We start from the raw sequence: 1,589 nt of genomic DNA, 5'->3' as shown, positions 1-1,589 counted from the left end.
TCTCAGAAGAAGCGAAAGAGGAGGCAAGTAATGCCAAATCGGTAGCCTTAGAAGCAAAAAGTACAGCAGATAGTGCAACGGCAAAAGCGGAGCAAGCGCAACAAGAAGCATCAGAAGCAACGCGAATAGCTAATGAAGCCAAAGCAGCAGCAGAGACAGCGGTGCGTTCAGGAGAGTCAGCAGGTCAAGTGGGTGCAGAGGCGATTAAGGCTATAGCGCAAGAGGCGAAGAGTAAAGCGGAAACCGCCGAGAAGATTGCACAAGAAACTAAAAGTGCTTTAGATGATATAAAACAAGTAGCAGATCGTGCGAAGTCTGTAGCAGATGATGCCAAGAAAGTGGCGGCGTCAGCTGAGAAAAAATCACAAAGCGTAGAGACAGTTGCAGAAGACGCCCAAAAGATAGCGAAGGAAGCCAAGGATACAGCCGGTTTTGCTAAACATGATGCGGAACAAGCGCGTAGTAAGTCCCAATCTTCAGAGACTATAGCCTATCAAGCTTCAAGCAAAGCAAGTGATGCAAAGCAAGAAGCCGATGAAGCGAAAGTCACAGCAAGTTTAGCACAGAGAGCAGGGGAAGAAGCCAAGAAAATAGCAGAAGCAGCAAGTAGCAGAGCCTATGAAGCGAAGGATGAAGTAGGCAAAGCGAAGGATATAGCGAATAGTGCAAAATATACAGCAGAAGAGGCAAAGAAGGCAGCAGAAACAGCTGGTAAAAAAGCCGCGTCTTTAGAAGCTGCAGCAGATGAATCGCAAAAAATAGCAAAAGAAGCTAAGGATACAGCTGATTATGCCAAACATGATGCAGGACAAGCGCGATCAATAGCAGAAAAAGCGCAAAGCGTTGCTTATGGAGCGAATAGTCGTGTTATAGATATCAATCAAGTGGTTGATAATTTTAAAGCTCCCGTAAGTTTAGCGCGGATGTATTCAGAAGAAGCCAAGAAAAAAGCCGAGTCAGCAGATTCACAAGCCTATGCAGCTAAGAGTGAAGCAAGAGAAGCCAAGGAAACAGCCGATAGAGCGAAAAGGACAGCAGAAGAAGCCAAAAAAACAGCCGATACGACGAAGCAAGAGCTTGGCAGTATCAAGAGTTCTCTATCCACAACGACTTCTGCGAATACAGTAGCCTTTCAGGCAAAGACGCTAGCAGAAGAGGCAAAACAGGAAGCTTTAAAAGCACAAAGTAGCACGAATATAAGCAGTTCTCCTTTGATGAAACATTTAACTTGGAATGTTATTTCGCTCTCGAGTCCGTTTCTCGTTGCTACAGGAAAAAAACAACTTACGTTGAAAAAAGGAACGCATATTTCTTTGAAGAAAGGGAATGATCTGTTTGTGATGAGTTACATGGAAGATACACTCGTCCCCATAACTCGATCTCTTACAGGGGGCAATGATTATTACATTTATTTAGTGACTTCGAATGAGAATACTGCGCAATTTGTTGTGTCCTTAAACTCGACTTATCCTACAGGTTACACAGCGACGAATTCTCGAAAGATAGGAGGGTTTCATACGCTTTGTGCGGATGTTGGTGTTATAATAGATCATCCGTTATCGGGGTATCAAGCAGGGGATATATTACCC

The 1,589-nt window shown here is 44.2% G+C and carries 1 pseudogene; it reads left to right on the top strand.

From position 1 onward, the window contains the following. Positions 1-1,589, top strand: a pseudogene (locus tag ACFIM1_RS08740) (hypothetical protein); the annotation flags it as partial.

This window comes from Bartonella sp. AC158YNML, from assembly GCF_042196725.1.
GTDB lineage: Bacteria > Pseudomonadota > Alphaproteobacteria > Rhizobiales > Rhizobiaceae > Bartonella.
Note: the sequence above shows the minus strand (reverse complement) of the source record. Positions and strands in the feature narration are given on the sequence as shown.